This window comes from Stenotrophomonas sp. 3(2025), assembly GCF_052665395.1.
Genome location: NZ_JBQOIF010000004.1, coordinates 114,282 through 139,227, shown reverse-complemented (window position 1 = coordinate 139,227; position 24,946 = coordinate 114,282). Strand labels below are relative to the sequence as shown.

General features: G+C 66.1%; 23 protein-coding genes and 1 tRNA gene. 19 read left to right on the top strand and 5 right to left on the bottom strand.

Annotated elements, in window-relative coordinates:
• Position 1: 1 nt before the first annotated feature.
• A complete protein-coding gene (locus ACUXVE_RS04855) occupies positions 2 to 700 on the top strand; it encodes a hypothetical protein (protein ID WP_445513925.1) in 699 nt (232 codons plus the stop codon).
• Between the two features lie 43 nt (positions 701 to 743).
• On the top strand, positions 744 to 1,853 hold the full coding sequence (locus ACUXVE_RS04850; RefSeq protein WP_445513924.1) for a toxic anion resistance protein: 1,110 nt from the start codon (positions 744 to 746) through the stop codon (positions 1,851 to 1,853).
• 185 nt (positions 1,854 to 2,038) lie between these two features.
• Here ACUXVE_RS04850 and ACUXVE_RS04845 read toward each other — a convergent pair whose 3' ends face one another.
• Positions 2,039 to 2,926 (bottom strand): LysR family transcriptional regulator, encoded by an 888-nt coding sequence (locus tag ACUXVE_RS04845; protein WP_445513923.1) that lies wholly within the window; start codon positions 2,924 to 2,926, stop codon positions 2,039 to 2,041.
• Positions 2,927 to 3,022: 96 nt separating this feature from the next.
• Here ACUXVE_RS04845 and trpB point away from each other — a divergent pair, with 96 nt between their 5' ends.
• From trpB to glmM, 5 genes are all read left to right on the top strand, one after another.
• Entirely contained in the window at positions 3,023 to 4,240 is a 1,218-nt protein-coding gene (gene trpB / locus ACUXVE_RS04840; protein WP_032975005.1) for a tryptophan synthase subunit beta, read from the top strand.
• On the top strand, positions 4,237 to 4,917 hold the full coding sequence (locus tag ACUXVE_RS04835; RefSeq protein WP_445513922.1) for a hypothetical protein: 681 nt from the start codon (positions 4,237 to 4,239) through the stop codon (positions 4,915 to 4,917). Before trpB ends, ACUXVE_RS04835 begins: the two co-directional genes overlap by 4 nt.
• A gap of 1 nt (position 4,918) precedes the next feature.
• Complete coding sequence (gene trpA, locus ACUXVE_RS04830) at positions 4,919 to 5,728, top strand: tryptophan synthase subunit alpha (RefSeq protein ID WP_445513921.1); 810 nt, start codon at positions 4,919 to 4,921, stop codon at positions 5,726 to 5,728.
• Positions 5,729 to 5,937: 209 nt separating this feature from the next.
• Entirely contained in the window at positions 5,938 to 6,813 is an 876-nt protein-coding gene (accD, locus tag ACUXVE_RS04825) for an acetyl-CoA carboxylase, carboxyltransferase subunit beta (protein WP_093820622.1), read from the top strand.
• The gene (glmM, locus tag ACUXVE_RS04820; protein ID WP_222388663.1) at positions 6,813 to 8,177 is read left to right on the top strand and encodes a phosphoglucosamine mutase; all 1,365 of its coding nucleotides are present in this window, start codon (positions 6,813 to 6,815) and stop codon (positions 8,175 to 8,177) included. The genes accD and glmM overlap by 1 nt, the downstream gene beginning before the upstream one ends.
• 72 nt (positions 8,178 to 8,249) lie before the next feature.
• Here the strand turns inward: glmM and galE are convergent, their stop codons facing one another.
• The 4 genes from galE to ACUXVE_RS04800 form a co-directional block, all read right to left on the bottom strand.
• On the bottom strand, positions 8,250 to 9,257 hold the full coding sequence (gene galE, locus ACUXVE_RS04815; protein ID WP_093820618.1) for a UDP-glucose 4-epimerase GalE: 1,008 nt from the start codon (positions 9,255 to 9,257) through the stop codon (positions 8,250 to 8,252).
• Positions 9,258 to 9,327: 70 nt separating this feature from the next.
• Positions 9,328 to 10,185 (bottom strand): polysaccharide deacetylase family protein, encoded by an 858-nt coding sequence (locus ACUXVE_RS04810; RefSeq protein ID WP_093820616.1) that lies wholly within the window; start codon positions 10,183 to 10,185, stop codon positions 9,328 to 9,330.
• A complete protein-coding gene (locus ACUXVE_RS04805) occupies positions 10,178 to 11,317 on the bottom strand; it encodes a glycosyltransferase family 4 protein (protein ID WP_445513920.1) in 1,140 nt (379 codons plus the stop codon). Before ACUXVE_RS04805 ends, ACUXVE_RS04810 begins: the two co-directional genes overlap by 8 nt.
• A 20-nt stretch (positions 11,318 to 11,337) precedes the next feature.
• On the bottom strand, positions 11,338 to 13,221 hold the full coding sequence (locus ACUXVE_RS04800) for a DUF3413 domain-containing protein (protein WP_222388666.1): 1,884 nt from the start codon (positions 13,219 to 13,221) through the stop codon (positions 11,338 to 11,340).
• Positions 13,222 to 13,375: 154 nt separating this feature from the next.
• Here ACUXVE_RS04800 and ACUXVE_RS04795 point away from each other — a divergent pair, with 154 nt between their 5' ends.
• From ACUXVE_RS04795 to nuoH, 12 genes are all read left to right on the top strand, one after another.
• Positions 13,376 to 14,353, top strand: a complete 978-nt coding sequence (locus ACUXVE_RS04795) for an isopenicillin N synthase family dioxygenase (RefSeq protein ID WP_445513919.1) — start codon at positions 13,376 to 13,378, stop codon at positions 14,351 to 14,353.
• Between the two features lie 822 nt (positions 14,354 to 15,175).
• Complete coding sequence (gene tpiA / locus ACUXVE_RS04790) at positions 15,176 to 15,931, top strand: triose-phosphate isomerase (protein ID WP_140226407.1); 756 nt, start codon at positions 15,176 to 15,178, stop codon at positions 15,929 to 15,931.
• 50 nt (positions 15,932 to 15,981) lie between these two features.
• Positions 15,982 to 16,419, top strand: a complete 438-nt coding sequence (gene secG, locus ACUXVE_RS04785; RefSeq protein ID WP_025876192.1) for a preprotein translocase subunit SecG — start codon at positions 15,982 to 15,984, stop codon at positions 16,417 to 16,419.
• 51 nt (positions 16,420 to 16,470) lie between these two features.
• Positions 16,471 to 16,555, top strand: a tRNA-Leu gene (locus ACUXVE_RS04780).
• Positions 16,556 to 16,667: 112 nt separating this feature from the next.
• The gene (locus ACUXVE_RS04775; protein WP_005414075.1) at positions 16,668 to 17,024 is read left to right on the top strand and encodes an NADH-quinone oxidoreductase subunit A; all 357 of its coding nucleotides are present in this window, start codon (positions 16,668 to 16,670) and stop codon (positions 17,022 to 17,024) included.
• Entirely contained in the window at positions 17,015 to 17,569 is a 555-nt protein-coding gene (locus ACUXVE_RS04770) for a NuoB/complex I 20 kDa subunit family protein (protein WP_025876198.1), read from the top strand. Before ACUXVE_RS04775 ends, ACUXVE_RS04770 begins: the two co-directional genes overlap by 10 nt.
• A 33-nt stretch (positions 17,570 to 17,602) precedes the next feature.
• Positions 17,603 to 18,349: an NADH-quinone oxidoreductase subunit C gene (locus ACUXVE_RS04765; protein ID WP_445513918.1), complete on the top strand. Its 747-nt coding sequence runs from the start codon at positions 17,603 to 17,605 to the stop codon at positions 18,347 to 18,349.
• Positions 18,346 to 19,653 carry an NADH-quinone oxidoreductase subunit D gene (locus tag ACUXVE_RS04760; protein ID WP_445513917.1) on the top strand — a complete coding sequence of 436 codons (1,308 nt, stop codon included), beginning with the start codon at positions 18,346 to 18,348 and terminating at the stop codon, positions 19,651 to 19,653. The genes ACUXVE_RS04765 and ACUXVE_RS04760 overlap by 4 nt, the downstream gene beginning before the upstream one ends.
• Before the next feature lie 97 nt (positions 19,654 to 19,750).
• Entirely contained in the window at positions 19,751 to 20,278 is a 528-nt protein-coding gene (gene nuoE, locus ACUXVE_RS04755; protein ID WP_025876204.1) for an NADH-quinone oxidoreductase subunit NuoE, read from the top strand.
• Between the two features lie 4 nt (positions 20,279 to 20,282).
• Positions 20,283 to 21,623 carry an NADH-quinone oxidoreductase subunit NuoF gene (nuoF, locus tag ACUXVE_RS04750; RefSeq protein ID WP_025876206.1) on the top strand — a complete coding sequence of 447 codons (1,341 nt, stop codon included), beginning with the start codon at positions 20,283 to 20,285 and terminating at the stop codon, positions 21,621 to 21,623.
• A complete protein-coding gene (gene nuoG / locus ACUXVE_RS04745; RefSeq protein ID WP_445513916.1) occupies positions 21,620 to 23,854 on the top strand; it encodes an NADH-quinone oxidoreductase subunit NuoG in 2,235 nt (744 codons plus the stop codon). Before nuoF ends, nuoG begins: the two co-directional genes overlap by 4 nt.
• Positions 23,851 to 24,945, top strand: coding sequence for an NADH-quinone oxidoreductase subunit NuoH (gene nuoH, locus ACUXVE_RS04740; protein ID WP_080148362.1), 1,095 nt, complete (start codon positions 23,851 to 23,853; stop codon positions 24,943 to 24,945). The genes nuoG and nuoH overlap by 4 nt, the downstream gene beginning before the upstream one ends.
• Position 24,946: the final 1 nt, after the last annotated feature.

Here is a 24,946-nt window from a genome sequence, read left to right as displayed (position 1 = left end):
TGTGCGCTCCCTGCCAGAACCCACGCTTCCGGCGCACGCCGATGTGGCCACGCTGGCAGCGTACGGCAGCTCCCTGCTGCAGGTGCTGGCCGAGCCGGCACCGTTGCGGGCTGGCGCGGAAGGCGAGCGACTGGTGGCTGCGCTGGCGCGGATCGCATTGGCGTTGCAGGCCAGCGATCCGGCGCGCCTGCGGCGGCAGGAGAGCTGGTGGGGGCGCCTGCTCGGCCGTGACGTTGAACGCCAGGCACAGGCGCAGGGGCTGCAGGCGCAGCTGGGCGTGCTGGCGCTGCAGGCGCGCGAGCAGGCGCAGGGTCTCGCGCAGCGTGTGCAGCAGCGTGCCCGGGCCATCATCGACAACGATGCGGCTGCCGCCGCGTTGGAGGCCTGGGCCACGTTCGGCGCCGCGCAGCTGGCGACACTGCAGGGAGCTGCGCAGGTCGCGCTGGCCCCACGCGTGGACCATCTGCAGCGGCTTGCCACGCTGCGACGCATCGAAAGCGGGCAGTGGCGGCTGCTGCAGGAGCAGGACGAAGCCCTGCTGCAGCGCTTCGTCCGCATCCACGATGTCCTGCTGCCGGCCTGGCGCCAGGCCGCATTGGCGCGCCAGGCACTGGCGCAGGCTGCACAGGCCGAGCAGGCAGCCACGCTGCAGGCCCAGATCGACGACGAAGTAGCCGCTGCTCAGGCTAGACTGCCCTGAGCCGGCCGCCGCTGCCGCTTATCCACCGCAAGGACACTGCCCGATGACCCAGGACAGCCAGAACTCCGGCACGCTCGTGCCCGCCACCACGCCCGCCCCTGAACTTGATGACAGCACGTTGAAGGCCCTCGGCCTGGTCCGCGACGACCTGCCGCGCATCGCCGAAATCGGCCGCGAACTGGAAGACCTGCGTCCGGGCAACCTGCAGGTGTTCGGCCGTGAGGCCGCCGCTCGGACAACGGCCTTCTCCAGCCAGCTGCTGGACCAGGTGCGCAACCGTGACCTCGATGCCAATGGCGAGAAACTCGGCGAAGTGGTGCGCATCGCGCGCGAGCTCAAGCTGGATGGTTTTTCCCAGCGCTCGAAGGTGCCGTTGATCGGTGGCCTCATCGATCGCCTGCGTTCTTCCAAGGGCGAGTTGGTGCAGAAGTTCAGCGATACCAATTCGCAGATCGAACAGCTGCTCGGCGACGTGGGTGCGCAACAGGCGCTGATGGGCAAGCGGGTAAGCGATTTCGACCGTATGCATGACATCGTCCGCGAGGAGCGTCATGCGCTGGGCCTGTATGCCGCCGCCGGCAAGCAGCGCCTGGCCCAGCTGCAGTCCGAGCAGTTGCTGGGGCAGGGCAGCGATGACCCGCAGCAGCGCATCCGCCAGAGCGAGATCGACAATGCGATCCGCCTGATCGAGAAGCGCGTCTCCGACCTGCAGCTGATGCAGCACGCGGCTGACCAGTCGCTGCCGATGATCCGCCTGATCCAGGCCAATGCGCTGCAGCTGATCGAGAAGTTCAACACCGTCCGCGACATCACCATCCCCTCGTGGAAGCGCCAGTTCGCGATCCAGTTGTCGCTGGGTGAACAGAAGAACGCCGCCGAACTGGCCAATGCCATCGACGATGCGACCAATGAGCTGATGCGAAGCAATGCCGACCTGATGCGCCAGGCGTCGGTGGACACCGCACGCAGCAACCAGCGCGGCGTGATCGATGTGGCTACGTTGCGCCACGTGCACGATCAGCTGATCGCTACCGTCGAGGAAGTGCGCAGCATCCATCGCGAGGGCATGCAGCAGCGGCAGCAGGCCGAAGTCGAGCTGTCGCGCCTGCGCGAGGACCTGCAGCAGCGCCTGGCGGCGCCGACGGCGCCGTAATCATGCTTCGCAGCGTCGAGCTTGCTCGATCGCTGCCGGTTGGCCTTGTGTAGAGCCGAGCCCACGCTCGGCTTCCGTGCGAAGCAAGGCGTGTTCTGCAGCTCAACGCAGCCAGGCACGGGTCCGGATCTACAGAAGCCACATCTGCGGCCATTCCCCGCAGCGGCAGGCCGGCAGAAACCGGTTCAATGCAACTGCCCTACCGCCCAATCGGCCAGCGCGTCCACGCGCGCATCGACAGGTCCGTCCGGCCGCGCCAGCACCCAGAACCCGCCGGTCGCGGCGAACCCCCATGGTGCGACCAGCCGCCCGGCTGCCAGATCCTCGGCCACCAGTGGCTCCGGCGCGATCGCCGGGCCCAGCCCCGCTACCGCTGCTTCCAGCAGGTAGTACAGGTGTTCGAAGCCGGTGCCGAGCTGCAGCTGGGCTGGGTCCAGCCCGTGCGACTGCGCCCATGCAGGCCACGCCTGCGGCCGCGAACGGGTGTGCAGCAGCGTTTCCCGCAGCAAGGCGGACGGGGGGACATGGCGCAACCGCTGCGCCGCCGGGTGCGAGGGCGCCACCACCACACCCACCCGTTCCGGTGCCAGCTCGCGCACCTGCCAGCCGCGTGGCCATGGTCCCTGTGCCAGCAGCAGCACCGCATCCAGCGTGGCCTGCGCCTCGGTGAAACTGCCATCCAGCGCCGACCACTGCAGGCGCACGCCGGGCAGGGCAGCCTGCAGTGCCGGCAGCCGCGGAATCATCCAGCGCGCCAGCACGCTGCCGCTGCAGCCCAGCACCAGGGCCGGCTCCGCGCTTGGCCGCCGCAGTTCGCGCACGCAGTCTTCAATGCCGCCGAACGCCTCGCTGCATGCCTGTTGCAGGCGGGTGCCGGCGGCGGTCAGGCGCAGTCCGCGGCCGGCGCGCTGGAACAGGGCCAGGCCCAGATGGTCTTCCAGCAGCTTCAGTTGCCGGCTGATCGCGCCATGGGTCACATGCAGCGCCTGGGCCGCGCGGCCAACGCCGCCCAGACGTGCGGTGGCCTCGAACGCCCGCAGGGCATTCAGGGGCGGCAGCAGTGATGTGCTCATGTGAGATTTCCTGACGGGATAGGCCAGATAATATCCATTTTCCGGACACAAACCGTGCGCTAGAGTATCCACCTGTCTGAACGACCGGTCGTCTCCATGCCTGACTCTCCCATCGCCGATTTCCATGCCTTCCCTGACGCCCAGGGCCACTTCGGCCGTTACGGTGGCAGCTTCGTCGCCGAAACCCTGGTCGGCCCGCTGCAGGAACTGGCCCAGGCCTATGACCAGGCCCGCCAGGATCCGGCGTTCCAGCTGGCCTATGACCGCGACCTGGCCCATTACGTGGGCCGGCCGAGCCCGATCTACCATGCTGAACGACTGAGTGACCACGTCGGTGGCGCGCAGATCCTGCTCAAGCGCGAGGACCTGAACCACACCGGCGCGCACAAGATCAACAACACCATCGGCCAGGCGCTGCTGGCGGCGCGGATGGGCAAGAAGCGCATCATCGCCGAGACCGGCGCCGGCCAGCATGGCGTGGCCAGTGCCACCGTCGCGGCGCGGCTGGGCCTGGAGTGCGTGGTGTACATGGGCGCCACCGACATCGAGCGGCAGAAGATCAACGTCTACCGCATGAAACTGCTCGGGGCGACGGTGGTGCCGGTCACCTCCGGCTCGGCCACTCTGAAGGACGCCCTCAACGAAGCGATGCGCGACTGGGTCACCAACGTGCAGGACACCTTCTACATCATCGGCACGGTAGCGGGTCCTGACCCGTACCCGCGCATGGTGCGCGACTTCAACGCCATCGTCGGCCGCGAGGCACGCGAGCAGATGCTGGCCGAGTACGGTCGCCTGCCTGATGCGATCACCGCCTGCGTCGGCGGCGGCAGCAACGCGATCGGCCTGTTCCATGCCTTCCTCAACGACCGCCAGGTCGAGATCGTCGGCGCTGAAGCGGCCGGTGATGGCATCCACACCGGCCGCCACGCAGCTTCCATCGCCGCCGGCCGCCCGGGCGTGCTGCACGGCAACCGCACCTATGTGCTGTGCGACGACGATGGCCAGATCATCGAGACCCATTCGGTGTCGGCCGGCCTGGATTACCCGGGTGTCGGCCCCGAGCATGCGTTCCTGGCCGACAGCGGCCGTGCGCGCTACGTCGGCATCACCGACGAAGAGGCGCTGCAGGCCTTCCATCTGCTGGCCCACACCGAAGGCATCCTGCCGGCGCTGGAGTCCAGCCACGCGCTTGCGCAGGCGATGAAGCTCGCGCGCGGACGTCCGCGCGACCAGATCGTGCTGTGCAACCTGTCAGGACGTGGCGACAAGGACGTGCATACCATCGCGGCGCGCGAAGGGCTGGTGCTGTGAGTGCGCTGATGCGCAACAGCAGCGTACTGCTGCTGGCATTCAGTCTGGGCGCCTGCCAGCCGCCGGAGCCGCCCGTGCTGGCGCCGGCGGCCAAGGCCGCTGCGCAACCGGCGCAGCCGATGGCGGCCAACGATGACGTCGACCCGATTGCGAGCACGCCCATCGATGATCCACCGGCCTCGGCTGTGGTCTCCAGCGATGACGCGCCCGCCGTGGCGTCGGTGGCGCTGGATCATGCCGGCGAGGTGCTGATCGGCCAGCACATGAGCGACCTGAAGGCCTTCGGGCCGTGGAAGGCAATGGGCGCGGTCGAAGCCATCGGCGGCAGCTGCGAGTACTACGACGGCAAGGGGCTGCCGCCCGGCGTGTCGATGATGACCGACGAAGACCGCGTGGTCCGCTTCGATCTCGGCCCGGGCGAGGACGCCACGGCGCCGGTCGACCAGCCGGGTCCGTTTGGCCTGCGCATCGGCATGACGCGGGCGCAGGCGGTGGCGCAGTTCCCCGGCGCGCCGGTCTCCAGTCCGCATGCGTACGACGGCGATCAGGGCGAGTACCTGACCTGGCAGGATCCGGGCTCGGACCTGGGCATCCGCCTGGAAGTGTTTGAAGGGAAGGTCATCCTGATGTACTGGGGGACCAGCGAAGCGATTGAACTGATTGAAGGATGTGCCTGAGATGCCTGTTTCCCGACTCGATGATTGTTTCCAGCGCCTGCGCCAGCAGCAGCGCAAGGCTCTGATCCCCTTCATCACCGCCGGTGATCCGTCGCTGGAAGCCACGGTGCCGGTCATGCACGCGCTGGTCCAGGCCGGTGCCGATGTGATCGAACTGGGCGTGCCGTTCTCCGATCCGATGGCCGACGGCCCGACCATCCAGCGCAGCTCCGAGCGCGCGCTGGCGCGCGGTGCCGGCAACCGTTACGTGCTGCAGGCGGTGGCGCAGTTCCGGCAACAGGATACGCAGACGCCGGTGGTGCTGATGGGCTATCTCAACCCGGTGGAGATCCACGGTTACGTCGCGTTCGCCGAAGCGGCGGTGGCCGCTGGCGTGGACGGCGTGCTGCTGGTCGACCTGCCGCCGGAAGAGGCCGGCGAAGCCCAGCAGGCCTTTGACGCTGCAGGCCTTGCGCTGGTTCTGCTGGCATCGCCGACCACCAGCGAGGCACGCGCCGACAAGCTGCTGGCGCTGGCCCGTGGCTATCTGTACTACGTCAGCTTTGCCGGGGTCACCGGCGCCTCCGAGCGATTGGACAGCGACGCGGCCAGCGCACGCCTGCAGGCGCTGCGGGCCAGGGCCAGCGTGCCGGTGGTGGCCGGCTTCGGCATCAAGGACGCAGCCAGTGCGGCAGCCATGGCCCGCCAGGCCGACGGCGTGGTGGTCGGCAGCGCGCTGGTGGCGGTGCTGGCCGAAGCGAGCTCCGCCGACGATGCGGCGCAGCGCGCCGCAGCCTTCCTGGCTCCGCTGCGGCAGGCGTTGGATCAGTAATGGTGGCGCCGGGCCATGCCCGGCGGTGGGGGCGCGCAAGAGTATCCGCCGGGCATGGCCCGGCGCTACCCAGCACCTAAACGTACGTCCCAGCATGGTTTTTTCCAGCGGGCCCAAGGCCGGGCAGGGGGTGCACGGGCGGGGAAAGCGGAGCTAGACTGTCCGCCTTTGCGGCCCCCGGGCCGCCCTGAACGGAAGTGTCCTCCCGCATGAGTTGGCTCAGCAAGTTGATGCCGTCTGGCATCCGCACCGACAACACCCCCAGCAAGAAGCGCAGCGTCCCCGAGGGCCTGTGGGAAAAGTGCAGCAACTGCGGCAGTGCGTTGTACCGTCCGGAGCTGGAAGAGAATCTGGAGGTCTGCCCGAAGTGCGGCCACCATATGGCCATCCGCGCGCGCGCCCGTCTGGCTGCACTGTTCGACGCCGACAGCACCACCGAGATCGCTGCCCGCCTGGGGCCGACCGACCTGCTGAAGTTCAAGGACCAGAAGAAGTACAGCGAGCGCATCAAGATCGCGCAGAAGAACACCGGTGAGTACGACGCGCTGATCGCCATGCGCGGCCTGCTCAAGGGCCGTCCCCTGGTGGCCTCGTCCTTCGATTTCGCCTTCATGGGGGGCTCGATGGGCTCGGTGGTCGGCGAGCGCTTCGCCCTTGCCGCCGAAACCGCCGCCGAGATCGGCGCACCGTACGTGTGCTTCTCCGCCAGTGGTGGCGCGCGCATGCAGGAAGGCCTGTTCTCGCTGATGCAGATGGCCAAGACCTCGGCCGCGCTGGGCAGACTGCGTGAAGCCGGACAGCCGTACATTTCGGTGCTGACCCACCCGACCACCGGCGGTGTGTCCGCATCGTTCGCGATGCTGGGTGACATCAACATCGCCGAGCCGCATGCGCTGATCGGCTTCGCCGGCCCACGCGTGATCGAACAGACCGTGCGCGAAAAGCTGCCGGAAGGGTTCCAGCGTTCGGAATTCCTGCTTGAGCACGGCGCCATCGACCAGATCTGTGACCGTCGTGAACTGCGCGACCGTCTGGCCGACCTGCTGGCGATGCTGCGTCGCGAGCCGGCACCGGAGGAAGCTTGATGGGGAGCCGCAAGTACTTCGGTACCGACGGCATCCGCGGTCGGGTCGGTCAAGGGCCGATCTCGGCTGATTTCGTGCTGCGCCTGGGCAACGCCCTGGGCCGTGTGCTGGTTGCCCAGCGTGGCCAGGAGGGGCGCCGCCCGATCGTGGTGATCGGCAAGGACACGCGGATCTCCGGTTACATGTTTGAAGCCGCGCTGGAAGCCGGGCTGGTTGCTGCGGGTGCTGACGTGCAGCTCCTCGGCCCGATGCCGACCCCGGCCGTTGCCTTCCTGACCCGTACTCTGGGCGTGGATGCGGGCATCGTCATCAGTGCTTCGCACAATCCGCATTACGACAACGGCATCAAGTTCTTCTCCGCCCAGGGCGAGAAGCTCGACGATGCCACCGAGCTGGCGCTGGAAGCCGCATTGGACGTGCCGTTCACCACGGCCGTTTCGGAGAAGCTTGGCAAGGCCTCGCGTGCACGCGAGGCCGTCGGCCGCTACATCGAGTTCTGCAAGTCCAGCGTGCCACGCGCGTTCGATCTGCGCGGTGTACGCCTGGTGCTCGACTGCGCGCATGGCGCCACCTACCAGATCGCGCCGCTGCTGTTCCGCGAACTGGGGGCGGAGGTCATCGGCATCGGTGCCGAACCCAATGGTGTCAACATCAACGACGGCGTCGGGTCGACCCACATCGACAACCTCGCTGCAAAGGTGCGTGAGACCCGCGCCGATCTGGGCATCGCCTTCGATGGTGATGGTGACCGGGTGTTGATGGCCGATGACCGCGGCAACCCGGTCGATGGCGATGACCTGGTGTACATCCTGGCGCGCGCATGGCAGGCCGACGGTCGCCTGCGCGGTCCGGTGGTCGGCACCCTGATGAGCAATTTCGGTCTGGAAAAAGCCTTGGCCGAACTGCAGATTCCGTTCCAGCGCAGTAACGTCGGCGACCGCTACGTGCATCAGGCACTGGTGGAGGGAGGCGGCGTACTCGGTGGCGAAGCGTCCGGCCATCTGCTGTGCCTGGACCGGGCCACCACCGGCGACGGCATCGTCAGTGCCCTGCAGGTACTGGTGGCGCTGAAGCAGCAGGGAAAGAGCCTGCGCGAAGCGCTGCAGCCGTTGTCCAAGGTGCCGCAGAAGACGGTCAACGTGCGCCTTGGCGATGTCTCGGCCAAGGCCACCGTGCAGGCCGAGAGCGTGCAGGCTGCGCTGCTCGAAGCGCAGCAGGCGGTATCCGGTCGCGGGCGTGCCTTCCTGCGTCCTTCCGGCACCGAACCGGTGGTGCGGGTCACGGTCGAGGCCGATGACGCGACGCTGATGCAGGACACCCTGGACCGGCTTTCGGCGGCGGTCAGGACGGCGGCTGCGGCCTGAACCCTGTCGCTGGATCGAACTGACAACATGGCCGCTTGTGCGGCCATGTTGCTGTCTGCCGCAAGCAAGGCGTCAGGCGCTGCGCGGCATCTCCGTCTGCCATTTCCAGGTGTCGCGGCACATGTCCGCCAGGCCATGGCGCGCGGTCCAGCCCAGCTCGCGCAGGGCCAGGGACGGGTCGGCAAAACTCACCGCGATGTCGCCGGTACGGCGACCGGTGATCCGGAACGGAATCGGCCGGCCGACGGTCTGCTCGAAGGCCTTGATCAGTTCCAGCACGCTGTGGCCCTGGCCGGTGCCCAGGTTCAGGGTGATGCTGCGGCGCTTGTCGCGCAGGTACTGCAGCGCCAGCACGTGGGCCCGCGCCACGTCCTGCACATGGATGTAGTCGCGTACGCCGGTGCCGTCACAGGTCGGATAGTCATCGCCGAATACCTGCACTTCGGGCAGCAGGCCGGCGGCCACCTGGGCGATGTAGGGCATCAGGTTGCTGGGCGTTCCGTGCGGCAGCTCGCCGATCAGCGCGCTTGAATGCGCACCCACCGGGTTGAAGTAGCGCAGCGTTGCCACATGCAGCGACGTGTCGGCGCCGACCAGGTCGGACAGCAGCTGCTCCACCACCAGCTTTGAACGGCCATAGGGCGTCATCGCGCAGGTCGAGGCCGTTTCGGCCACCGGGCAATGGTCCTGGTCGCCGTACACGGTTGCCGACGAGCTGAACACGAACGTTCCCACGCCGGCATCGCGCATGGCGCCGAGCAGGGCGAGGGTGCCGCTGATGTTGTTGTCGAAGTAGTCCAACGGCATCTGCCGCGATTCGCCAACCGATTTCAGCGCGGCAAAATGCAGTACCGCATCGATCGAATGCTCGCGCAGCACCGCGGTGATCCGCGCACGGTCACGCACGTCGGCCTGTACGAACAGCGGCGCGATGCCGGTGATGTCGCCGATCCGGCCGATCACCCCGGCGTCGCTGTTGCACAGTGAATCGACGACGACCACCGCATGGCCCTGCTGCTGCAGTTCCACACAGGTGTGGGAGCCGATGAATCCAGCGCCGCCGGTAACCAGAACGTTCATTTCCTGTAGTCCTTCCACTCAGTGGGAGCTTCCTTGCCGAAGCTGTGTCAGCCCAGTGCTGGCAGCGCCATCACGGCCCCGGCACCATCTTCTTCTGCCGTGCCTTGAAGCCGTTGAACAGCGGTGCGATCAGCGGGTTGTAGCTCCACGCGATACGCTTGCGCAGCCAGCTTGCCGGCCGGTTGCGGATGGCGAAGCGGTAGATGCGCTCGGGATCGCCGCCTACCACGTTGCGGCCGAACGGATGGGTGGTATGCAGGTAGCGGAACCCCTGCTCACGCGCCACTTCGATGTAGTCCTGGTCGAAATCGCCGTATGGCCAGCACAGGGTGTCGGACACTTCGCCCAGCTTCTCCAGCAGCACTTCCTTGGCCATCGACAGGTCGCCACTGATGCCGGCGCGGCGCTGGGCGCGATCCAGGTCCTGGCGGCGCAGCCAGCGCGTGTGGGTGTGGGTATGGCAATGGATCTCGAAGGTGCCTGCCTCGATGGCCGCACGTGCTTCGCTCCAGCGCATCATCACCTCATCGCTGCGGCCCTGCTTGTAGATCAGGTCTTCGCAGGCGCGATGCTCGGGCGTTTCCGGCAGCGTGGCGCCGGCGATGCCGGCATGTGGGCGTATCGGGCCCTCGTGCATCCAGCCGGTCACCACGAACACCACCGCGTGCATGCCGTACTTCTGCAGGATCGGATGGGCGTAGACCCAGTTGTCCAGGTAGCCATCATCGAAGGTGATCACGATCGACTTGCGCGGCACCGGCTTGCCGGCCAGGAAGCCGGCGTACTGGTCCAGCGTCAAGGACGTCCAGCCGGTGCGCGCCAGCCAGGCGATCTGGCTTTCGAAATTCTCCGGCGACACCGTGATCATGCCGGGCGAGTTGCTGACGTGATGATGCATCAGCACCGGTACGGTTCTGGCATTAGCCATGACTCAGCTCCTTCATCCATTGGTGGTAATAGTGTTCGGTGGCTTCAGCGTGGCCTTCGGGGCTGAAACGCGTGGCGCTGCGGATCCAGTCCCAGCCGGAACGTCCCATCTGCCGGCGGCGCTCGGGATCATCCACCAGCAGCCGCAGCGCGCCGGTGAGGGCAGCGCTGTCGCCAAGCCGGGTGAGGATGGCATTGCTGCCTTCCACCAGCATTTCAGGCACGCCGCCGACCCGATGCGACACGATCGGCAGGCCCGCCTGTGCCGCTTCCAGGAAGACCGTGCCCGATGCTTCCTTGTGGGTGGCCAGGGCGAAGATGTCAAAGCCGGGCATCAGCTGGCTGGCATCGCTGCGGAAGCCCAGCAGATGGACCTGGCGCTGCAGATCGTGTTCGGCGCAGGTGGCCTGCAGGCGCTGCATCACGGCCTGGCCATCGCCGACCACCACCAGATGCAGGTGCGGGTTGGCTTTGCACAGCGGCACCATGGCCTGCAGCAGCTCGGCGTGGCCCTTGGGTTCGCGCAGCACGGCCACGCAGCCTACGACGATGTCCTGTTCCTCGAATCCGAGCTCGGCGCGCACGCGTGCGCGCGTCTCCTGCAACGCCTGCCAGGAGGGCTCATGCGTGGCGTCGGTTGGCGCAACCGCCATCGGCGGCACGATACCGATGTGATCGGCGGGAATGCCACGGTCGGCCAGCAGTTGCTTGACGAAGTTGCTCACCGTGATGACCCGGTGCGGCAGGCCGGTATAGGTCAGCAATGAATTCACCGGGCTCATCAGGTGGCGTGAGCGCACCACCAGCGGCGTACCGCCCAGGCGTGCACCGGCCGCGGCGATCAACGCATCGCGACGGCTGGTGGTGTTGACCACGTCGTAGCGCTCGCGGCGGACCAGCCGTGACACCGACCAGATGCCGCGCAGCAGCCGGGCCATGCCACCCATGCGCAGCGTATGCACGGTGAAGCCATCGTCGCGCGCGCGCGTGGCCAGGCGCGCATCCGGCTGGCACAGCAGGGCGACATGATGGCCGCGCGCGCGCATCACCTGCATGTGGCGGAAAATATAGATCTCCTGCCCACCCATGCCTTTGGCGGCTTCGGTATGCAGGATGCGCAGCGGACGGTTCATGCGTGGATCGGTCCTTCGGTTCAGCGGTTGCGGAAGCGCGTCAGCGCTTCCCATGCCGCGCGGATGCTGGCGGCGTCGGGGGTCTGTTGCGGCAGGGGGCGGTAGCGCGCATCGAGCGCGGTGGCGTTGCCGAATTTGTCGAACACGTAGATCGCCTCGCCATTGCGTACTGCGCGCTGCGACCAGCTTTCCACCACCAGCGCACGCTTGCCGGTCGGTGCAGCCAGCAGGTCGTGGCCGGTGCTGTAGTCGGTCAATGCGTTCTCGCAGCCCAGGCCGTGGCGCATCAGCGTCGGCACCCAGTCTTCATGCGAACTGATCCGCGCGTCGCGGCCGCCACCCTGGCCGGGCCAATGCAGCACGAAGGGCACCTGCAGCTGGTAGTTGGAGAAGTTGCCGTTGTGGCCCCAGTAGTTCAGCTTGAGGTCGTTGAATTCCTCGGCGTGGTCACCGGTCACCAGCACGATCGTGTCCTGCTCCAGCCCCTGCGCGCGCAGGTCGTCCAGCAGCGATCCAATCAGGCTGTCGGCGTAATGCACCGCGGTGTGATAACGGTTCAATTCCGGCGTTGGATCGTGCCCGGGGCCGAACTTGAGGAAATCGATGGCATCGGCCATCGGCGTGGCGAGCGGCCGATAGCCGGCCGGCATGTGGTAGGGCGCGTGGGTGGAATCGAGGAACACGAAACCAAACCACGGGCGCTGCGCAGCCTGGCTGGCGCGGATGTCCTTCTGCAGTCCAGCGACGATGGCGGCATCGCGGCCATCGGAGGTCAGTTCGGACGGCCCCTGGTGCAACTGGTCGCGGACATCGGCGAACGCGGTGCGATCGAACTCCGGGCTGTACAGCGGTGCGCTGCCATACAGATGCAGGTCATAGCCCTGCTGTCCCAGCACCTTGAACAACTGCGAGCCGCGCTGCTCGTCGAGCATGCTCGGCCAATAGCCACCCGGCAGGCCGTACAGCAGCCCGAACAGGCCATAACGGGTGGCGTTGCCGGTGCTGAAATGATGCTCGTACACCCGCGAGGAACGGGCCAGTTGCGACACGTTGGGCATGAACTGCGCGGTGAGCACGTCATGGCGCAACGACTCCAGTACCACCATCAGCACGTTCGGCCGCTGGTGGCTCTGGCAGCGCAGGGGCTGCAACGGATAGTTGAGCTGGGCATGGCGCGGATCGGGCAGGCCGACCTGGTGCTGGCTGACCACGCCGAAGCGACGCATCGCGCTCTTGGCGGTGATCGGCTGCGCCCATGGCAGGTAGTTCCATTGGCTGATCACTGCGCGCTCGCCGAGCGCGTCGTAGTAGGCAGTGGCGACCTGGCCGCCGCCCATCAGCAGGGCAACCACCGCCCAGGCCTGCAGTACCCGCCGCCGCCGTGGCGCTGCAGGCAGCAGCTTCCAGCACGCCCAGGCCAGCAGGCCCTGCGCGGCGAAGATCGCCGATACCAGAACCGCCACTTGCAGCCAGGTCTTCCAGGACAGGCTGACCTGATCCTGCAGGGCGCCGCCGAACACCATGTTGGCGACCATCGCGTTGAGGTGGAAGCGATACAGCGCGAAGACCTTGGCATCCACCAGCAGCAGGCACAGCCACAGGCCCTGGCAGATCACCGCCGAGACGCTCAACGCGCGCGCGCTGCGCGGCCACAGGCCGATGGCCAGCGGCAGCAGGCCGGCCAGGGCACCGAACGCGAGCAGGTGGCCGGGCAGGGCGAATGCCAGGTAGGCCAGGCCGAGTGTGCCGCCAGGGTTGTCGCGCAGCGGCACGTTGCCCAGCGCGATGAGCGCGGCCAGCACGGCATTGGCCGCGATGAACAGCGACCACCACGCCAGCCTGCGCCAGCGTCGGGCGGGCCCGGGAAGAGCGGCGGTGGTGGCGTCGGGCGGGGCGGCGACCATGGAGGGGGGCGGGTTCAAGTGGGCGGCAAGGGCGTTTCCCGGCGTGACGAAGTCGTTAAACCGCGCGCGGGTGGCGCATTGTATCGGTTTGTTTCAGTGTGTCGGTGGCATGCCCCGATCTATCTGTCACAATGTTCAGATCGGTCGCCATGACATGGCGGGCCCGTACCGACTCAACGACAAGCCAGGAACCGCTGTGAGCCAGATCCCCACCCTCGACATCACCCGTTTCGACAGTGACCGCGACGCCTTCGTGGCCGAGCTGGGGGCGGCATATCGCCAATGGGGGTTTGCCGGCATCCGCAACCACGGCATTCCGCAGGCCGACATCGATGCGGCCTACGACGTCTTCAAGGCCTTCTTCGCACTGCCGGATGAGACCAAGCGGAAGTACCACGTGGCTGGCAGCGGCGGCGCCCGTGGCTATACCCCGTTCGGTGTGGAGACCGCCAAGGGCTCCAAGCACTTCGACCTGAAGGAGTTCTGGCACATCGGCCGCGAGATCGCCGACGACTCCAAGTACCGGGACGTGATGGCGCCGAATCTGTGGCCGTCCGAGGTCGAGGGCTTCCGTGAGCGTGGTTACGGCCTGTACCAGGCGTTGGACAACCTGGGGTCGCGCGTGCTTTCGGCCCTGGCCCTGCACATCGGCCTGCCGGAGCACTTCTTCGCCGACAAGACCAATTTCGGCAATTCGATCCTGCGCCCGATCCATTACCCGCCGATCACCACCGACGACATTCCCAACGTGCGCGCCGGTGCGCATGGCGACATCAACTTCATCACGCTGCTGGTCGGTGCCAGCGCGGCAGGCCTGGAAGTGCAGTCGCATGACGGGGACTGGGTGCCGTTCACCTCGGACGCGGACACCATCGTGGTCAACATCGGCGACATGCTGCAGCGCCTGACCAACCACGTGTATCCGTCGACCATCCACCGGGTGGTCAATCCCCCGGGTGAGCTGGCCCGCCAGCCGCGCTATTCGGTGCCGTTCTTCCTGCACCCGAACCCGGACTTCCTGATCGACGTGCTGCCCTCGTGCATCACCGGGGAGAACCCGAGCCGGTACCCGGAACCGATCACCGCGCACGGTTTCCTCGAAGAGCGCCTGCGCGAGATCAAGCTGAAGTAACAAAAAGGCCGCCGAAAGGCGGTCTTCTTGTTACGGGTAGCGCCGGGCCATGCCCGGCGAGCGCAGCGGAGGGGTTTCGGCAGGGTTGCACCCTGCACCCTGCGCCCGCAGAGGCCAAAGCCAAAGCCAAAGCCAAAGCCAAAGCGGCTCTGGGTTTCTGTGGGTTGGGCGGGGCGGTGTGGGCTGGCAGGACACGCCGTAAACCCGTCCATGGGGGCTCCAACGGTCCTGCCAACCCACACCGCCCCGCCTTCGACAGTTTCCCGGTGACGGTTGGATTACATCTGGCGGCGGCACGACGGTTCGGCTGCGTCTGGTAGATCCACGCCATGCGTGGATGAGATCTGTCAGGTCTCGAGGCAGGGAGGAGTTGAAGCTCTGCTTTCGCTTTCGCTTTCGCTTTCGCTTTTGCTTTTGCTTTTTGCTTTTGATCTTCTTTTTTCTTTCCGTGGCGGGCGGAACCGCCGGAATGTGTCAGGGGCCGGCCGGGTCGGCTGCGCAGGGGCGCAGGCGCCATGGATGGCGCCTACGAGCTTACAGGGGTGAGGGCGCTTTGCCTGCGAAGCACTGCTTCGCAAGCGCCCGAACGCACAGCCGCCAGCGGCTGGGCCGGGCCCCGGAGGGGGACTTGCAGCGACCCCTGCGCAGTCCCACCCGCCCGGCCAACCCCGCAAATCCACCCGGGGCTCTCCGCGACCAACCTAAACCCGCCACGAGGGGCTGCGCCGTTGGCTGAAAATCCATGTAACCGCTTACACGGAAACGGTTTTTTGCCGCAGCAGGTATCATGGGCGGCTGAGTTCACACAGGAGCCACCCGCTCATGCGCCGCAAGATCGTCGCTGGAAACTGGAAGCTGCACGGCAGCCGTCAATTCGCCACCGAACTGCTGGGGCAGGTCGCTGCCGGGCTGCCAAAGAGCGGGGTGGAGGTGGTCATCCTGCCGCCGATGCCCTACCTGGGTGAGCTGGTCGAAGACTTCGGCGAGACCGGCCTGGCCTTTGGTGCACAGGACGTCAGCAGCAACGAGAAGGGCGCCTACACCGGTGAGGTCTGTGCGGCCATGCTGCACGAGGTGGGCGCCCGCTACGGCTTGGTCGGCCACTCCGAGCGCCGCCAGTACCATAACGAGAGCAGCGAGCTGGTCGCGCGCAAGTTCGCCGCCGCCCTGCATGCCGGCCTGGTGCCGGTGCTGTGCGTCGGTGAAACCCTTGAGCAGCGCGAGGCCGGGCAGACCGAGGCGGTCATTGCCAGCCAGCTGGCCCCGGTGCTCGAGCTTGTCGGGGCCGAAGGCTTCGCCAATGCCGTGGTCGCCTATGAGCCGGTCTGGGCGATCGGAACCGGCCGTACCGCAACCAAGGAGCAGGCGCAGCAGGTGCACGCGTTCATTCGTGGCGAAGTCGCGCGCATCGATGCTAGAATTGCTGATTCACTGCCCATTGTTTACGGCGGTAGCGTGAAGCCCGACAATGCCGGGGAACTGTTCGCGCAGCCGGATGTCGATGGTGGGCTGGTTGGTGGTGCCTCCCTGGTGGCCGCCGACTTCCTGGCCATCGCAGAGGCGGCGGCAAACAATTAGTTACGGTTGCCGGCTAGTCGCCGGCACTCTAGTCCGAGGGCGGATTTCCAATGCTGATGTTGATCCTCAATGTCGTCTACGTGCTGGTTGCCGTGGCCATGGTCGCGCTGATCCTGATGCAGCGTGGCTCGGGTGCGGCGGCAGGTTCGGGCTTTGGCGCTGGCGCCTCGGGGACCGTGTTCGGCGCGCGTGGCGCGTCCAACTTCCTGTCCAAGTCGACCAAGTGGCTGGCCGTGGTGTTCTTCGGCATCAGCCTCTTCATGGCCTGGTACGCCGGCCATGGCAACCGCCCGGCCGCCGATCAGGATCTGGGTCTGATGTCCGCCCCGGCGGCCAGCGCTCCGGCCGCTCCGGCGGGCGAATTGCCGGCCGTTCCGAAGGCCGATGCGGTCCCTGCCGCCCCGGTTCCGGCCGCAACTGTGCCGGCTCAGGCGGAATCTTCGGTTTCTGGTGAAGAAAAGCCTTCGGAAGGCTCCCAGAAAGACTGAAGCCGGTTACAATACGCGGCGCATCGGGAAGATAGTCTGATGTGATCGTTTGCCCAGGTGGCGGAATTGGTAGACGCACTACCTTGAGGTGGTAGCGACTTAGGTCGTAGGGGTTCGAGTCCCCTCTTGGGCACCATTTAGTAAGTAAAGCGGGTTGGTCTGGCGCGCAAGGCGCCAGGCAGCTTCCCGTCCACTCCCCCATGCCAAAGCGCCTGCAGGCGCAGCGGCAGAGGCAAGAGAGAATCGCTGTGCTGGCCGAATATTTGCCGTCTCTGCTGTTTCTGATCGTTGCCACCGGTATCGGCATTACGCTGATGCTGGTTGGTCGATTCCTCGGTCCCCGCCGCCCCGATCTGGAAAAGCTGTCGCCGTACGAGTGCGGCTTCGAAGCCTTCGAAGACGCGCGTATGAAGTTCGACGTGCGCTACTACCTGATCGCGATCCAGTTCATCGTCTTCGACCTGGAAATCATCTTCATCGTGCCGTGGACGCAGGTCTTCATGGAGCTTGGCGCGCGTTCGCTCGTCACCATGGGTCTGTTCGTCGGCATGCTGTTCCTCGGTTTCATCTATGTCTGGAAGAAGGGAGCGCTGGAATGGGAGTGATTCAGACTCTCGATGGCCTGATGACCAATCCTGTCCCGGAAGGGCGGGTTGACGACATCCTGCGGCCGGAAGGCGACAACCCGCTGCTGGAAAAGGGCTTTGTCACCACCAGCGTCGATGCGCTGCTGAACTGGGCACGCACCGGCTCGATGTGGCCCATGACCTTCGGTCTGGCCTGCTGTGCGGTCGAAATGATGCACGCAGGTGCGGCGCGCCTGGACCTTGACCGCTACGGTGTGGTGTTCCGCCCGTCGCCGCGCCAGTCCGACGTGATGATCGTCGCCGGCACCCTGGTCAACAAAATGGCCCCGGCGCTGCGCAAGGTCTATGACCAGATGCCCGACCCCAAGTGGGTGATCTCCATGGGCAGCTGCGCCAATGGCGGTGGTTACTACCACTATTCCTATTCTGTGGTGCGCGGCTGTGATCGCGTGGTGCCGGTGGACGTCTACGTCCCGGGCTGCCCGCCGACCGCCGAGGCGCTGGTGTACGGGATCCTGCAGCTGCAGAAGAAGATCTGGCGTACACAGACCATCGCCCGCTGACCCCTTCACCTGACAAGAGCGCGCCAAGCCCCCATGGCAGAGCAAGCATCCTTCATCGACCGACTCTCCGCACGTTTCGCAGGTGCGAAGGTCATCTTGGTCGAACCCCGCGGCGAAGTGACGCTGGAAGTGCCTGCCGCTGAGTGGCACGCCACCGCCCTCGCGCTGCGTGACGAGTTTGGTTTCGAGCAGGCCGTGGACCTCTGCGGCGTCGATTACCTCGGTTATGGCTCCGACGAGTGGGACACCGCCGACGTGTCCTCCCAGGGCTTCAGCCGCGGTGTCGAGGGCAAGGCCCAGGGCCGCTTCGCCTGGGGCGAATTCCCCAGCGAAGAGAGCGCCGACGGTGCCCGTCCGCAGCACATGCCGACCCAGCGCTTCGCCGTGGTCGCACAGCTGCGTTCGTACCAGCACAACCTGATGATGCACCTGCGCTGCTTCGCTCCTGACGAAGCGCTGCCGGTGGTGTCCTCGCTGACCAGCATCTGGCCGGGCCTGAACTGGTTCGAGCGCGAAGCGTTCGATCTGTATGGCGTGATCTTCGAAGGTCACCCGGACCTGCGCCGGATCCTGACCGACTATGGTTTCGTCGGCCATCCGTTCCGCAAGGACTTCCCGCTGATCGGCAACGTCGAAGTCCGCTACGACGAAGAAAAGAAGCGTGTCATCTACGAACCGGTCACCTCGGTGGAGCCGCGCGTCGGCGTGCCGCGCGTGATCCGCGACGACGCCCGCCTGCAGACCGCTGCCGGCGAGCGCTCGCAGGAGGCAGTGAAGTGAGTCACGTACACCAGGCCGGCGAAGCATTCGCCAGCAACGCTGCCGAAAGCCGGCAGGAAATCCGCAACTACACCATGAACTTCGGCCCGCAGCATCCGGCCGCGCACGGTGTGCTGCGCCTGATCCTGGAGATGGACGGCGAGACCATCATGCGTGCCGACCCGCACGTGGGTCTGCTGCACCGGGGCACCGAGAAGCTGGCCGAGTCCAAGCCCTTCAACCAGTCGATCGGCTACATGGATCGTCTGGATTACGTGTCGATGATGTGCAACGAGCACGCCTACGTGCGCTCGATCGAGACCCTGATGGGCATCGAGACGCCGGAGCGTGCGCAGTACATCCGCACGATGTTCGACGAGATCACCCGCATCCTGAACCACCTGATGTGGCTGGGTTCCAATGCACTCGATCTGGGTGCGATGGCGGTGATGCTGTACGCCTTCCGCGAGCGCGAAGAGCTGATGGACTGCTACGAAGCGGTCTCCGGTGCGCGCATGCACGCGGCGTACTACCGTCCGGGCGGTGTCTACCGCGATCTGCCGGACCACATGCCGAAGTACAAGGAATCGCGCTGGCACAAGGGCAAGGCCCTGAAGAACCTCAACGCCTCGCGCGAAGGTTCGCTGCTGGACTTCCTGGAGAACTTCACCAATGAGTTCCCGGGCCGTGTCGACGAATACGAGACCCTGCTGACCGACAACCGTATCTGGAAGCAGCGTACCGTCGGCATCGGCGTGGTCACCCCGGAGCTGGCCCACCAGTGGGGCATGACCGGCGTGATGCTGCGTGGCTCGGGCGTCGCCTGGGATCTGCGCAAGAAGCGCCCCTATGCGAAGTACGATGCCGTCGATTTCGACATCCCGCTGGGCAAGGAAGGCGATTGCTACGATCGCTACCTGTGCCGCGTTGCCGAAATGCGTCAGTCCAACCGCATCATCAAGCAGTGCGTGGCATGGCTGAAGGCCAACCCCGGCCCGGTCATGGTCAAGAACTTCAAGGTTGCTCCGCCCAAGCGCGAGGACATGAAGGACGACATGGAAGCGCTGATCCATCACTTCAAGCTGTTCAGTGAAGGCTATTGCGTGCCGGCCGGCGAGACCTACGCCGCGGTTGAAGCGCCCAAGGGCGAATTCGGCTGCTACCTGGTTTCCGACGGCGCCAACAAGCCGTTCCGCGTACACCTTCGTGCGCCGGGCTTTGCCCACCTGTCCTCGATCGATTCGATCGTGCGCGGCCACATGCTGGCCGACGTGGTGGCGATGATCGGTACCTACGATCTGGTGTTCGGCGAGGTTGACCGGTAATGCCGTCCGCCACGCCAACGCCCGCTGCAGGTAGCCGGCGCAAGCCGGCGCCGCAGTTTCTGCAATTTCACGTTATGCATTTCGCTGAGGTCGGCCGATGAAGGCGACAGGTAATTTCGAGGCGGCGCGCGACGTCGACCCGATGGTGGTGTTGAGCGACAAAACCCGCGCTCACATCGATCACTGGCTGTCCAAGTTCCCGCCGGACCGCAAGCGCTCTGCCGTGTTGCAGGGTCTGCATGCTGCCCAGGAGCAGAACCAGGGCTGGCTGACCGACGAGCTGATCGCCGGCGTGGCCAAGTACCTGGACCTGCCGCCGGTGTGGGCCTACGAGGTTGCCAGCTTCTACTCGATGTTCGAGACCGAGAAGGTGGGCCGCAACAACGTGGCCATCTGCACGAACATCAGCTGCTGGCTCAATGGCGCCGAAGACATCGTGCGCCACTGCGAGAAGAAGCTGGGCATCAAGAACGGTCAGTCGACCGCTGACGGCCGCGTCTACCTCAAGCGCGAGGAAGAGTGCCTGGCCGGCTGCGCGGGTGCACCGATGATGGTCATCAATGGTCACTACCATGAGCGTCTGACCCTGGAAAAGGTCGACGAGCTTCTGGACGGGCTGGAGTAAGGGCATGGCACATCACCACGAATCCAAGGGTCCGGTCGGCCCCGCGCCGCTGCCGCACCAGGTGGTCTACACCACCCTGCATTACGACACCCCGTGGTCGTACGAAAGCTATCTGAAGACCGGTGGCTACGCTGCCCTGCGCAAGATCCTCGAAGAGAAGATCCCGCCGGAGCAGGTCATCGAGATGGTCAAGGCCTCGGGCCTGCGCGGCCGCGGCGGCGCAGGTTTCCCGACCGGCCTGAAGTGGTCCTTCATGCCCAAGGGCAACGTGCAGAAGTACATCCTCTGCAACTCGGATGAATCCGAGCCGGGCACCTGCAAGGATCGCGACATCCTGCGCTACAACCCGCATTCGGTGGTCGAAGGCATGGCGATTGCCTGCTACGCCACCGGTTCGACCGTGGGCTACAACTACCTGCGCGGTGAATTCCACCACGAGCCGTTCGAGCACTTCGAGCAGGCCCTGGCCGATGCCTATGCAAACGGCTGGCTGGGCAAGAACGTGCTGGGTTCGGGCGTGGATATCGACATCTACGGCGCCCTGGGTGCCGGCGCCTACATCTGCGGCGAAGAAACCGCGCTGATGGAATCGCTGGAAGGCAAGAAGGGCCAGCCGCGCTACAAGCCGCCGTTCCCGGCCAATTTCGGCCTGTATGGCAAGCCGTCGACGATCAACAACACCGAAACCTACGGTTCGGTGCCGGCGATCATCCGCAATGGTCCGGAGTGGTTCAAGGGCCTGAGCCTGACCGCCAATGGCGGCCCGAAGTGCTTCTCGGTGTCCGGCTGCGTGCAGAAGGGCGGCAATTTCGAAGTGCCGCTGGGCACCACCTTCGACGACCTGCTGGAAATGGCCGGCGGCCTCAAGCCGGGTCGCAAGCTGAAGGGCGCGATCCCGGGCGGCGTGTCCATGCCGGTGCTGACCGCGGCCGAACTGAAGGGCCTGCCGATGGACTACGACACCATCCGTGCGCTGGGCTCCGGCCTGGGCTCCGGTGCGGTCGTGGTCCTGGATGACAGCGTCTGCTGCGTCAAGTTCGCCTGCCGCATCAGCCAGTTCTTCCACAAGGAATCCTGTGGCCAGTGCACCCCGTGCCGCGAAGGTACCGGCTGGATGCACCGCGTGCTGGAGCGCATCGTCGCTGGCAAGGCCACCATGGAAGACCTGCACCAGTTGAAGACTGTGGCCGGCCAGATCGAAGGCCATACCATCTGTGCGTTCGGCGAAGCGGCGGCATGGCCCATCCAGGGCTTCCTGCGCCAGTTCTGGGACGAATTCGAGTACTACATCGTCAACGGTCATTCGATGGTTGACGGCAAGAAGGTGGAGGCAGCCGCTGCATGAGCGCGCAACCCATAAATCCCAGCGTGCCACCGGACCACGTCACCATCGAGATCGATGGCAGGTCACTGGTCGTGCCCAAGGGTTCGATGATCATCCAGGCCGCCGACAAGGCGGGCATTTCGATTCCGCGCTTCTGCTACCACGAGAAGCTGCCGATCGCTGCCAACTGCCGCATGTGCCTGGTGGATGTGGAAAAGTCGCCGAAGCCGGCACCGGCCTGCGCCACGCCGGTGATGGAAGGCATGAAGGTCGCCACCCGCAGTGAAAAGGCGCTGAAGTTCCAGCGCTCGGTGATGGAGTTCCTGCTGATCAACCACCCGCTGGATTGCCCGATCTGCGATCAGGGCGGCGAGTGCGAACTGCAGGACGTGTCGCTGGGCTACGGTCGTTCGGTCAGCCGCTTCAACGAGCGCAAGCGCGTGGTGGCCGACGAGGACATGGGCCCGCTGGTCGCCACCGAGATGACCCGCTGCATCCAGTGCACCCGTTGCGTCCGCTTCACCGCCGACGTTGCCGGTACCTATGAACTGGGTGGCATGTACCGCGGTGAGAACCTGCAGATCGGCACCTACGACGGCAAGCCGCTGACCACCGAGCTTTCGGGCAACGTCGTCGACGTGTGCCCGGTCGGGGCGCTGACCAACAAGGTGTTCCAGTTCCGCGCCCGTCCGTGGGAACTGACCGCGCGCGAATCGCTGGGCTACCACGACGCGATGGGCTCGAACCTGTTCCTGCACGTGCGTCGCGGCGAAGTGCTGCGTACCGTGCCGCGCGACAACGAGGCGGTCAACGAGTGCTGGCTGTCCGATCGTGACCGTTATTCGCACCAGGGCCTGTACAGCGAAGACCGTGCGGTCAAGCCGCTGCGCAAGGTCAATGGCGAGTGGAAGGAAGTGAGCTGGGCTGAAGGCCTGGCCGCGGCCGCCGGGATCCTCAAGGCCAACCAGGGCGACAACCTGGGCGTGCTGGTGCACCCGTCGACGTCGAACGAAGAGGGCGCACTGCTGGCCCGCCTGGCCACCGGCCTGGGTTCGGCCAACATCGACCACCGCATCAACAACCGCGACTTCTCCGACGCCGCCACTGCCGAAGTGTTCGGCCTGCCGCTGGCCGAGATCGAAGGCGCGGACCGCATCGTCGTGCTCGGCAGCAACATCCGCCACGAGCTGCCGTTGCTGCACGCCCGCCTGCGCAAGGCGCAGACCCAGAACGGCGCGAAGATCCACGTGGTCAACCCGGTCGACTTCGACTTCGCGTTCAGCGTTGCCGGCAAGCAGATCGTGGCTCCGTCGAAGTTCGCCGATGCGCTGGCCAACGCCGAGCTGCGTTCGGCGGTGCAGGGCGGTACCAATACGGTGCTGATCGTCGGTGGCATCGCCGAGAACCATCCGCAGGCTGCCGCGATCCGCGCCGCTGCGCGTGATTTCGCCGCCGCCACCGGTGCCAAGCTGTGCCGCATCCCGCAGGGTGCCAATGCGATCGGCCTGACCCGCGCCGGCGTGCTGCCGGCCGGCAAGGACGTCGCTGCGATGCTGGCCGATCCGCGCAAGGCCTACGTGGTCTATGGCCTGGAACCGGGCCTGGACTTCGCCGATGCTCCGGCCGCGCGCAAGGCGCTGGTCGGCGCACAGGTGGTGGCCTTCAGCCAGTTCGCCTGCGCCTCGACCCGCGACGTTGCCGACGTGATCCTGCCGATCGGTGCGCTGCCGGAAATCGACGCCACCCTGACCAACCTCGATGGTCGCGAGCAGTCGGCGCGTGCCGGCGGCAAGCTGCCGGGCGAAGCCCGCGAGGGCTGGCGCGTTCTGCGTGCGCTCGGCGGTGAGCTGGCCGTGGCCGGTTTCGAATTCATCGACCTGGCCGGCCTGCGCGCCAGCCTGGCACCGGTGGCCGTGCAGGTGTCCGCTTCGGCACAGCCGGTGCTGGCGGGCGAGGGCATGGAAGTGGCCTCGACCGCTGCGATCTACCGCACCGATGCGGTGGTCCGTCGCGCCCCGGCGCTGCAGTCGCATCCGCTCAACAACGCCCCGCGCATCGTGCTCAACGCTGACGATGCCGCCCGCCTGCAGCTGCAGGAAGGGCAGATGGCCAAGGTCGGCACCGATGCCGGCAAGGCCACCCTGCCGGTGGTGGTCGACGCCCGCGTCGCTGCGGGTTCGGTCTGGATTGAATCGGGCCACGGCGCAACCGCGCCGCTGGGTGCCGCTCGTGTTTCGGTGGTGGCTGCATGAACGAATTGCTGATTAACGCGGTCGATCCGCTGCACCAGTGGCTGCTTGGCCTGGGTGACATCGGCGCGCTGATCTGGATCATCCTGAAGATCCTGGTGATCACCGTTCCGGTGATCGTCTCGGTGGCCTTCTACGTGGTCTGGGAACGCAAGCTGATCGGCTGGATGCACGTCCGCCACGGCCCGATGTACGTGGGCATGGGCATCTTCCAGGCCTTCGCCGACGTCTTCAAGCTGCTGTTCAAGGAAGTGGTCCAGCCGAGCAGCGCCAACAAGGCGATCTACCTGCTGGCACCGCTGATCACCCTTGCCCCGGCCTTTGCGGCCTGGGCGGTGGTGCCCTTCGATTCGCAGCTGGTGCTGTCCAACGCCAACGCCGGCCTGCTGTACCTGCTGGCGATGACCTCGTTGGGCATCTACGGCATCATCCTCGCCGGTTGGGCGTCCAACTCGAAGTATGCGTTCCTGGGTGCCATGCGCGCCTCGGCGCAGATGATCAGCTACGAAATCGCGATGGGTTTCGCCCTGGTCGGCGTGATGATCGCTTCGGGCAGCCTCAATCTCAGCAACATCGTGATGGCCCAGGCCGGCAACTCCGGTTTCTTCGACTGGTTCCTGCTGCCGCTGTTCCCGCTGTTCATCGTGTACTGGGTGTCCGGCGTTGCCGAGACCAACCGCGCGCCGTTCGACGTGGTGGAAGGCGAGTCGGAAATCGTCGCCGGCCACATGGTCGAGTATTCCGGCGGTGCGTTCGCCCTGTTCTTCCTGGCCGAATACGCGAACATGATCCTGATCAGCTTCCTGATCTCGATCTTCTTCCTCGGCGGCTGGCTGAGCCCGATCCAGGGCTGGGTCAACCCGGGCGAGATCTCGCCGTTCATCGACTGGATCTGGAAGGGCGGCTGGCCGTGGCTGTTCGTCAAGGTCTTCTTCTTCGCCAGTGCCTACATCTGGTTCCGTGCAAGCTTCCCGCGCTTCCGCTATGACCAGATCATGCGCCTGGGCTGGAAGGTCTTCATCCCGCTGACCATTCTCTGGATCGCGGTTACCGCCGTCATGGTGTTCTTCGGCGTGATTCAAAAGGGCGTCTAAG

Bases quoted from the DNA above. Each gene is read 5' to 3' on its own strand.
- ACUXVE_RS04850 (WP_445513924.1), top strand. From the start codon at position 744: ATGACCCAGGACAGCCAGAACTCCGGCACGCTCGTGCCCGCCACCACG.
- ACUXVE_RS04845 (WP_445513923.1), bottom strand. From the start codon at position 2,926: ATGAGCACATCACTGCTGCCGCCCCTGAATGCCCTGCGGGCGTTCGAG.
- trpB (WP_032975005.1), top strand. From the start codon at position 3,023: ATGCCTGACTCTCCCATCGCCGATTTCCATGCCTTCCCTGACGCCCAG.
- trpA (WP_445513921.1), top strand. From the start codon at position 4,919: ATGCCTGTTTCCCGACTCGATGATTGTTTCCAGCGCCTGCGCCAGCAG.
- accD (WP_093820622.1), top strand. From the start codon at position 5,938: ATGAGTTGGCTCAGCAAGTTGATGCCGTCTGGCATCCGCACCGACAAC.
- glmM (WP_222388663.1), top strand. From the start codon at position 6,813: ATGGGGAGCCGCAAGTACTTCGGTACCGACGGCATCCGCGGTCGGGTC.
- galE (WP_093820618.1), bottom strand. From the start codon at position 9,257: ATGAACGTTCTGGTTACCGGCGGCGCTGGATTCATCGGCTCCCACACC.
- ACUXVE_RS04810 (WP_093820616.1), bottom strand. From the start codon at position 10,185: ATGGCTAATGCCAGAACCGTACCGGTGCTGATGCATCATCACGTCAGC.
- ACUXVE_RS04805 (WP_445513920.1), bottom strand. From the start codon at position 11,317: ATGAACCGTCCGCTGCGCATCCTGCATACCGAAGCCGCCAAAGGCATG.
- ACUXVE_RS04800 (WP_222388666.1), bottom strand. From the start codon at position 13,221: ATGGTCGCCGCCCCGCCCGACGCCACCACCGCCGCTCTTCCCGGGCCC.
- ACUXVE_RS04795 (WP_445513919.1), top strand. From the start codon at position 13,376: ATGGCGGGCCCGTACCGACTCAACGACAAGCCAGGAACCGCTGTGAGC.
- tpiA (WP_140226407.1), top strand. From the start codon at position 15,176: ATGCGCCGCAAGATCGTCGCTGGAAACTGGAAGCTGCACGGCAGCCGT.
- secG (WP_025876192.1), top strand. From the start codon at position 15,982: ATGCTGATGTTGATCCTCAATGTCGTCTACGTGCTGGTTGCCGTGGCC.
- ACUXVE_RS04770 (WP_025876198.1), top strand. From the start codon at position 17,015: ATGGGAGTGATTCAGACTCTCGATGGCCTGATGACCAATCCTGTCCCG.
- ACUXVE_RS04765 (WP_445513918.1), top strand. From the start codon at position 17,603: ATGGCAGAGCAAGCATCCTTCATCGACCGACTCTCCGCACGTTTCGCA.
- nuoE (WP_025876204.1), top strand. From the start codon at position 19,751: ATGAAGGCGACAGGTAATTTCGAGGCGGCGCGCGACGTCGACCCGATG.
- nuoF (WP_025876206.1), top strand. From the start codon at position 20,283: ATGGCACATCACCACGAATCCAAGGGTCCGGTCGGCCCCGCGCCGCTG.
- nuoG (WP_445513916.1), top strand. From the start codon at position 21,620: ATGAGCGCGCAACCCATAAATCCCAGCGTGCCACCGGACCACGTCACC.
- nuoH (WP_080148362.1), top strand. From the start codon at position 23,851: ATGAACGAATTGCTGATTAACGCGGTCGATCCGCTGCACCAGTGGCTG.